Origin of the sequence: Pseudorhodobacter wandonensis (genome assembly GCF_001202035.1) — a bacterium.
GTDB classification, from domain to species: Bacteria; Pseudomonadota; Alphaproteobacteria; order Rhodobacterales; family Rhodobacteraceae; genus Pseudorhodobacter; species Pseudorhodobacter wandonensis.
The window spans coordinates 25,426-32,912 of sequence record NZ_LGHT01000014.1; the positions used below are offsets into that span (position 1 = coordinate 25,426).

A 7,487-nucleotide genomic window follows, 5' to 3' on the forward strand; every position below is an offset into this window, starting at 1 on the left:
AATCTACGCCGGGAACGGCAAATGGAGGGAATCGCTCAGGCGAAGTCCAAGGGCGTCTACACCGGACGCAAGCCGTCGATTGATCCTGCGGAGGTTCGGCGTTTACAAACTGAGGAAAAGCTTGGAGCGACTGCAATTGCTGAACGCTTGGGCATCGGGCGCGCGTCGGTCTACCGGGTGCTTGCCGGCAATGATCAGAGCTGATGCCGGTCGGTTTCCTCACGCTCGAGCAAGAGCGGCGCTACGGGCGATTTCCAGACGACGTTTCAACCGAGCAACTGGAGCGATATTTTCATCTCGATGATAGCGATCAGGCATTTGTGCTGACCCGTCGCGGCGCCCACATGCGTCTTGGATTTGCCATCCAGCTCGGCACGGTCAGATTTCTCGGAACTTTCCTGGAAGACCCCTGCGATGTGCCCGCGAGTGTTGTCGGCTTCATCGGCGGCCAGCTCGGCGCGTCAATTGACGGCGCCCTAGAGGCCTACCAGGCAAGCCAGTGGCGATGGCGGCATCCGCCGGAAATCCGCGAGCGGTACGGCTACCGCGACTTCTCCAACGCGCCGGCCCAATGGCGGCTGCTTCGATGGCTCTATGCTTTGTGTTGGACAGGGACGGATCGGCCGAGCGCATTATTCGATCAGGCCACGGCCTGGTTGGTGACGCACAAGGTTTTACTGCCCGGCGCGAGCGTGCTGGAACGGGTGATCGCCCGCGTGCGTAGCCGCGCGAATAGTCGCCTTTGGCGCTTGCTGGCGGCGCGGATCACGGCAGATCAGAAGGAGCGTCTGGCCTCCCTGACAGTCGTTCCCGAGAATGCGCGGCAGAGTCCGATGGACCGGCTCCGATCGGGACCAACGCTTCAAAGCGCGCCCGAACTCGCGCGGGCGATCAAACGTCTCGACGAAATAAGGCAACTCGCCACGGGGCTGCCGCGAACCGATAAGCTGCCGAAGACGCGCATCCTCGCGCTCGCGCGGTTTGCCAATGCCGCCAAAGCGCAAGCGGTCGCCCGAATGCCGGACGAGCGTAGAGCCGCCACCTTGTTGGCGTTCATTCGGGCGCTCGAAGCAAGCGCCCAAGACGATGTCCTCGACCTCTTCGACGTGATTGTCACAAAAATATGGTCGGACGCCGCCCAAAAGGGTCGAGCCGCGCGGCTGCGCGGGCTGGGTGATCTCGATGCCGCAGCTCTGACCTTGAATGCGGCCTGCTCCGTCGTGGTCGATAAACAAATCAGCGACGCCGATCTCCGAAACGCGGTCTTCGCCGCCGTCCCCACAGCCCTGCTGGAAGCCGCAATGGCTCAGGTCGACACGCTCGCTCGGCCGCCGGAAGATCCCTATTTCGAGGAATTGCTCGATCAGCACCAACGAATTCGCCGGTTCCTGCCGCACTTCGCGCGCAGCGTTGATCTTGGCGCCATGCCGGGCGGGCAGCCCGTACTCAAAGCGTTGCAGCACCTGAAAGAGATGGAAGACGGCACGGTGCGCGGCTTGAAGATGCCCACGGACTTCGTGCCCAAATCGTGGCGGCAGCGGGTCATCAAGAATGATTTGGTCGATCATCGCGCATGGACGCTGTGTCTCGTCGATCGGTTGCGCGGGGCGATCAGGCGGCGCGATATTCTCGCCGCACCCAGCTTGCGCTTCGCCGATCCGCGCATCGGCATGCTCGACGGCGCCGCCTGGGAAGCGGCCCGCCCTACCATATGCCGCACACTCGGAAGAACCCAGAATGTCGCCGAGGAAATCACCCGCCTCTCCGAACGGCTTGGCCAGGCTTACCGTTCGGTCGCGGGCAACCTGCCGGACAACGCCAGCCTCCGCATCGAACAGACTGCCGCCGGAGACGACCTCGTATTGACCGGCCTCGACCGGCTTGAAGAACCGCCCAGCCTCGTTGGCTTGTGACGTTGCCCCCAACTTTTATCTAGCGTGAGCGAGACTCCGAGTTTGAGTTTTGCCCATTTGGGCGGGTTGGGCAAAGGGGGCTGGCGCGGATTGCGCAGCGTCAGGCCCCTTTGCGGGGTGAATGTCTGGGCGAACTCGGCGGGGGTCTGCCAGCCGAGGCGGGAGTGGGGGCGTTCGGTATTATAGTCCGTGCGCCATGCGGCCAACGTGGCGCGGGCGTGGTTCAGGGACGGGAACAGGGTTTCGTTCAACAGTTCATCTCGCAGGCGACCGTTGAAGCTTTCGATGAAGGCATTCTGGGTTGGCTTTCCGGGGGCGATGTAGTGCCAGTCAAACTTGTGATCATCCACGAATTTCAGAATAGCGTTCGAGGTGAACTCGGTTCCATTATCACTGACCACCGTCTGAGGCTTGCCGCGGGTGTCGAACAGGATCGTCAGTTCTCGCGCCACCCTTGCGCCTGACAGCGAAGTATCGGCAATCAGGGCGAGGCATTCGCGGGTGCAGTCATCGACAACGGTCATAATTCGGAACCGGCGGCCATCGGTCAACTGGTCGGACACAAAATCCAGCGACCAACGCTGGTTTGGCATCAATGGCAGCACCATCGGGGCCCGCGTGCCCATGGCCCGCTTGCGCCCACCGCGACGGCGCACATGCAACTTCTCTTCACGATAGATGCGGAACAGCCGCTTGTGATTAACCTCATGGCCCTCACGCCGCAGGAACACATGCAGCCGACGATAACCGAACCGTCTTCGGACTTTTGCCAGTTCTTTCAATCGTTCCCGCAGCACAGGGTCATCCTGGCGGATCACCTCATACCGCATGGTCATCCGGCAACAGCCAATCACCCGACACGCCCGCCGTTCGCTCATCCCGTGATCTGCCACCAGATGCGCGACCGCTTGCCGCTTGCCAGCGGGCGTCACCACTAATGGGATGGTCCGCCCCGCACCCCAGCGTCAATATTGCGGCATCGCAAGAAAGGAAGGAGAGAAAAGATGCGAACCAAACCAATTCCTGAGACTGCAGCCTTCGGCATCGATATCGGCAAGAAGGTGTTCCACGTTGCAGCCTTGAATGCTGCCGGCGCCGTGATCCAGCGCGCCAAGTTCTCGCGTGACACGCTGATGGCCTTCTTTGACGCGGCGCCGAAGGTGCTGATCGGCATGGAGGCCTGCCCTGGCTCGCAGTGGCTGGCGCGGCAGCTGGCTGCAATTGGGCATGATGCACGGATTATCCCGGCGCGCTTCGTGAAGCCCTACGTCAAATCGAACAAGACCGACACCGTCGATGCGGCGGCGATTGCCGAAGCCGTGACGCGGCCGACAATGCGCTTTGTCGAAGTTCGGACGCCAGAGCAGGTCGATCTCCAGGCGCTTCATCGCATCCGCGACCGGCTTGTCGGGCAAAGAACCGCGCTGATGAACCAGGCGCGCGCCTTCTGCCTCGAATACGGGCTGGCGATGCGTGTCGGGGCGGGCGGCTTCCATGCTGACATCCGTCGGCATCTGGCCAATGCGCAGAACGATCTGACACCTGCCATGCGGGTGCTGCTTGAAGAACTGCTCGATGACCTCGCTTATGTCGAAGGGCGCATCAAAGCCGTGAACGCCAAGGTCGAGGCTTATGCCAGCGAACATGAGGCCGTCAGCCGTCTTGTTACCATTCCGGGCATCGGGGCACTTGGTGCAACCGCGCTGGTTGCTGCAGCAGGCGATGGCCGGCAATTCCGCAAGGCGCGAGACATGGCGGCATGGCTGGGGCTGGTGCCAGCAGAGCATTCGACTGGAGGCAAGCAGACACTGCTGGGCATAAGCAAACGCGGCAACCGTTACGTGCGACGTCTCATCATACACGGCGCGAGGTCATGCCTTTTACATCTGAACCGCGCGAACCACGCGCTCGGTGGTTGGCTCTCGGCGCTTGAGGCGCGAACGCACCGCAACAAGGCCGTGGTCGCCTTGGCCAACAAGCTGACCCGCATCGTCTGGGCCATCCTGACCAGGCCCGGCACTGTCTATCTGCAGTCGAAAGGCGCAGCTGCAAGCTGACCTCTTCACCGCAGAACCGATTGCAGGGGACGTGATGACCAAACGATTGATCGACCACGGGTAAGCCACGCGCAAAAAAACGGGACGGTATCCCGCGCCACTAATCTGGAACCCGAGGGGCGGATCTCATCAAGGCCTTGTCGCCAAAAGCGGCTGACTGATCAGAGGCCGGATACATTTACGCAAGCCGGTGCGTCACCAACTCAAACCTTGCAATAGCGGGGCGGACCATACATTTTTCCCAGAAGGTCTTTCAGCGCGGCATTATCGAGCATCGCATCCGCCAACAGCCGTTTCAGACGGGCGTTCTCGTCTTCAAGCCCCTTCAGGCGCTTGGCCTCGCTGACATTCATGCCGCCATACTTGGCTTTCCACTTATAGACGGTCGCATCGCTGACGCCGTGCTTGCGGCACAGATCGGCAACGGAAATCCCCGCCTCATGCTCCTTTAAAATGCCAATGATCTGATCTTCAGTAAATCTGCTACGCTTCATCTCTGGTCCTTTCGGTTGGGCCAGAGTCTATCTCAAACTGGATTAGATCGAGGGGGCAATGTCACATCAGTGATAGCGTCGACATACCGCATTGAACGTCGATGGTGGCACAAATGCCTCAATAATCGGAAAGCCGGTCTTTTGGTTTCTGACGGATCTGGTCACAAACAGAAGCGGGCTATCGATTGCGCGTTCAGGCCGCTTAGCGTTGAGATCTCGGCACAAAGCTAAAATTCCTTCAGGCCCAGACATCGCGGCGAAAACGGCTGCTGAATTCTTGGATAGCTGCTCCCACGACACTGGCGGCGATTGTCGTCGGGTAAAAGAACCGCGCCTACACCCCCTGGACCAAATTGGTTTCAGTGCGGGAATAGGGCGATGTTTGCACCACTGCAGCGCTTCCTCAGGTCTTTTATCAAGGTATCTGCCGTGCATCAATATCCGTGCCTTGCCCTGCTTGACACGGTGGCGAGAGCGAAGCGAACAAGATAATCATTCAGAGAAAGTGACGCAGCACAAGCTGCATCTGCATCGCGTTCCACTATTGCTGAAAGGATGGCTGCGTGCAAAACCTTTCCAGCACCAATTTCCTTCACCTCGTCGTGCACATGCAGAAACCAAAACCGACGCGACAGGCTTTGCAGCGGGATGAGCGCGTCTTCGAGATAGGGATTACCCGTTGCGCGAATAATCAATGAGTGGGTTTGTCGCACGGTTTCGGCATATCCGCGCAGTTCGAACTCACCAGTCAAAGCACTCATCAATTGGGCCATTTCGCCGATATCTTTCGATGTCGCGCGCTGGCAGGCCAGCATGACAACCAAGCGCTCCATTTCGCGACGAACCTCAAGCCCGTTCACCTGGTCCTCAACCGACACAGCTGGTATCTCGATGCCCTTACTGGCATGAATCCGCAGCATTCGGGTTAGCGCGAGTCTTTGAAGCGCCTCACGCACCGGTGTTCTTCCCAACCCCGTCACTTCAACAAGCACACGTTCCGATACCATCGAACCGGGTTTTAGCTCCCCCCGTTCGATCATGTTTTGCAGCAATTCAACGGCCTGATCCGATTGACTACTCATGGTTTCCCTCGCCCTTTCGTAAGACCCGACTGCCCGACAAGGGCGATGATCGCAAGGAATCGCTTGCCATGCAACCGATATATCGATGATATGTTATATAGTATGCATTCACCAAGGACAAATACCCGATGAAATATTCCCCACACACCGAACCAAGCCCGTTGCCCTTTTCGCCATTTAAAAGTTGCACCATCCCGAGGCCAATCGGATGGCTGTCCTCAGTCAGCACTACGGGTGTCGAAAACATCGCGCCTTACAGTCAGTGGCAGAACTTGTCCTTTGATCCGCCCATGGTGATGTTTTCGGCAAATCAATATCCAGACGGTCGGCGCAAGGACACTGTCGTCAACGCAGAAACCATGGGCTGGTTTGTATGGAACATGGCCACATGGGATCTTCGTGAGCAGGTCAATCTTAGTGCAATGGCATTGCCGCCTGGCGAAAGCGAATTTGACCATCTGAATATTACACGCGACTATGCCGACAACGCACCTATTCCGATGGTTCGTGAAAGCCCCGTCAAGTTTGAGTGCCGCTACCTTTCGACGCATAGGATAAGAGGAAACTCACCCGTAGGGACGATTGACATCGTGTTTGCGCGTGTCGAAAAGATTCACATCGACGACCGCGTTATCCTTCCCGATGGGCGCCTCGACATTCCCGCCATTCGGCCAATCGCGCGGCTGGGGTATTTCGACTATACTGTGATCGATAACGTGTTCGAGATGCGCGTTCCGGGGTCAGATGGCGATGCGCAAGCTGGTCTTGAGGGACGTTCTGGGATCTGACCAATTTGGTGGCGAGGGATTTGGTAAGCTGAATAGTGGGAGAAACTGACACAGCTGCTCATTTTATTTCCGACGACCAAAGCGAAGAAGCCGAAATCCTTTGCGTTGGGTGCGGCCTCTCTCGTGTGTCAATTTGAACAATCTGGGGAGGCAATTGAGAAGCTCGATTCATCGCTGCGGCGTTCCGGACGAAGATTGGAACCTCTACCGCACGGCGCAGCGACCGAGCAATCCAGCCAAAACGCGCAAAGCCCTTCGGGCTTCGGGGGGACTCGCCAAACGTTGACCAGGTGTTGACAAGAATTTGGAATGATAAAAGCCGAGCGTTTAGCTCGGTGTCGCGTAGCCCTTAAATCTGAGACGCGGCGCGTTCGACGTCCTTTTTGGCCTTTAAAGGTGAGATTTCGCAGTCATCCGACGGAAATTCCCCGTTTTTCTGCAACAAGCTGCTCGAACTCTGTCTCAGGTTTATGGGCAAGAATATCCCATTTAGGGGTAACATTTCATATTTTAGGGCAAAGCAAGGTTGTTGATTTCGTTGAATTTCTAATGTCACAATTAAGGGCTACGCGACACCTGCACAAGCCGCGGCTGCTTTCGGACAACGGCGCCAGTTACATCTCGGGCGAGTTGGCCGACTGGCTGGAAGACCGGCAGATGGGACATGTCCGCGGTGCCCCGTATCACTCGCAGACCCAGGTGTCGCGTTGCCTTTAAATCCGGCACACTGCGCGTTGAGCGACGTTTGTTGCCCTTAAACGTGGCATTCAGTCGCCGCTCGTCAGTGTCTTTCCCTGTTTCGCAGTACGATCCGGTCAACTGCGGCAAGAAGGCGGGGCTCTTTTTCGAACGCACGAAGCAAGGCAACTCTTGCGTAGCCATCGAGGCCAGTGCTGAACATTGCCGCTTTGGCCAGTGGACGTGACTGAGCCGCGGCGATTGCGGCAAGGCAAAAGAGTCTCACGTCGGGTCTGGGACTTTGAAGGGCAAAGGCCGTATCGGCGCGAACGGACTTGAGCGCCTTGGCATAGGTGGCCGCCCGCATGGCGCGTCTAAGTTTGTTGGCGCAGTTGGACGTTACCGCACTTTCGAGCAGCCCTGCCCCGCTTCGAGCACGACGAACCAGCTGTTCGGATATTCGACTGCGATCAGG

5 protein-coding genes and 3 pseudogenes are annotated in these 7,487 nt (G+C 58.3%); 4 read left to right on the forward strand and 4 right to left on the reverse strand.

Annotated elements, in window-relative coordinates; all coding sequences use genetic code 11:
• Positions 1 to 21: 21 nt before the first annotated feature.
• Positions 22 to 204: a helix-turn-helix domain-containing protein gene (locus AKU79_RS19650; protein ID WP_231580076.1), complete on the forward strand. Its 183-nt coding sequence runs from the start codon at positions 22 to 24 to the stop codon at positions 202 to 204.
• The gene (locus AKU79_RS01570) at positions 204 to 1,913 is read left to right on the forward strand and encodes a DUF4158 domain-containing protein (RefSeq protein ID WP_050521832.1); all 1,710 of its coding nucleotides are present in this window, start codon (positions 204 to 206) and stop codon (positions 1,911 to 1,913) included. The genes AKU79_RS19650 and AKU79_RS01570 overlap by 1 nt, the downstream gene beginning before the upstream one ends.
• A gap of 104 nt (positions 1,914 to 2,017) precedes the next feature.
• Here AKU79_RS01570 and AKU79_RS18820 read toward each other — a convergent pair.
• A pseudogene (locus AKU79_RS18820) lies at positions 2,018 to 2,848 on the reverse strand (IS3 family transposase); the annotation flags it as partial.
• Positions 2,849 to 2,917: 69 nt separating this feature from the next.
• On the opposite strand from AKU79_RS18820, the gene AKU79_RS01585 reads away from it, so the two are divergent.
• Positions 2,918 to 3,970, forward strand: a complete 1,053-nt coding sequence (locus AKU79_RS01585; RefSeq protein WP_050521835.1) for an IS110 family RNA-guided transposase — start codon at positions 2,918 to 2,920, stop codon at positions 3,968 to 3,970.
• A gap of 236 nt (positions 3,971 to 4,206) precedes the next feature.
• Here the strand turns inward: AKU79_RS01585 and AKU79_RS01590 are convergent.
• Both AKU79_RS01590 and AKU79_RS01595 read right to left on the reverse strand, forming a co-directional pair.
• Positions 4,207 to 4,464, reverse strand: a pseudogene (locus AKU79_RS01590) (transposase); the annotation flags it as partial.
• A gap of 434 nt (positions 4,465 to 4,898) precedes the next feature.
• Complete coding sequence (locus AKU79_RS01595) at positions 4,899 to 5,546, reverse strand: GntR family transcriptional regulator (RefSeq protein WP_050521837.1); 648 nt, start codon at positions 5,544 to 5,546, stop codon at positions 4,899 to 4,901.
• A 128-nt stretch (positions 5,547 to 5,674) separates the two neighbouring features.
• On the opposite strand from AKU79_RS01595, the gene AKU79_RS01600 reads away from it, so the two are divergent.
• A complete protein-coding gene (locus AKU79_RS01600) occupies positions 5,675 to 6,334 on the forward strand; it encodes a flavin reductase family protein (protein WP_050521838.1) in 660 nt (219 codons plus the stop codon).
• A 781-nt stretch (positions 6,335 to 7,115) separates the two neighbouring features.
• Here the strand turns inward: AKU79_RS01600 and AKU79_RS19660 are convergent.
• Positions 7,116 to 7,487: pseudogene (locus tag AKU79_RS19660) on the reverse strand (TniQ family protein); the annotation flags it as partial.

Excerpts from the sequence above, each read along its gene's own strand:
- AKU79_RS19650 (WP_231580076.1), top strand. The coding sequence starts at position 22 with ATGGAGGGAATCGCTCAGGCGAAGTCCAAGGGCGTCTACACCGGACGC.
- AKU79_RS01570 (WP_050521832.1), top strand. The coding sequence starts at position 204 with ATGCCGGTCGGTTTCCTCACGCTCGAGCAAGAGCGGCGCTACGGGCGA.
- AKU79_RS01585 (WP_050521835.1), top strand. The coding sequence starts at position 2,918 with ATGCGAACCAAACCAATTCCTGAGACTGCAGCCTTCGGCATCGATATC.
- AKU79_RS01595 (WP_050521837.1), bottom strand. The coding sequence starts at position 5,546 with ATGAGTAGTCAATCGGATCAGGCCGTTGAATTGCTGCAAAACATGATC.
- AKU79_RS01600 (WP_050521838.1), top strand. The coding sequence starts at position 5,675 with ATGAAATATTCCCCACACACCGAACCAAGCCCGTTGCCCTTTTCGCCA.